Raw genomic sequence first — 265 nt, 5'->3', positions numbered from 1 at the left:
ACAGCTGGTCGTGCTTTTCGGCGAACAGCGTGATGTTGCCGCCGGAGCCAACGTGCATTGGCGTATCGAGGCTGGTGTTCTCGCTGCGGGTGCCTCGCTTGGTCGGCACCTTGTAGTCGAGCTTGTGTTTGATCTTCACCTGGCTGGATTCGCCGATCTGGGAGAAGTCCAGGGTGATGACCACCTTCCCGGCTTTGCCGTGATCGACAACGCCTGCGGCAACTTCGGAAAGGGCGTGGCCTATCTGGCTGGCGAAAGCCCCGCC

General features: G+C 61.1%; 1 protein-coding gene. It reads right to left on the bottom strand.

Annotated features, from left to right (window positions below):
* Positions 1–265 (bottom strand): hypothetical protein (locus AO388_RS07760; RefSeq protein ID WP_058416267.1); only part of this gene is annotated, 265 nt, incomplete at both ends.

It is taken from the genome of Pseudomonas sp. ICMP 10191 (assembly GCF_001467335.1).
Classification (GTDB): Bacteria; Pseudomonadota; Gammaproteobacteria; order Pseudomonadales; family Pseudomonadaceae; genus Aquipseudomonas; species Aquipseudomonas cerasi.
Note: the sequence above shows the minus strand (reverse complement) of the source record. Positions and strands in the feature narration are given on the sequence as shown.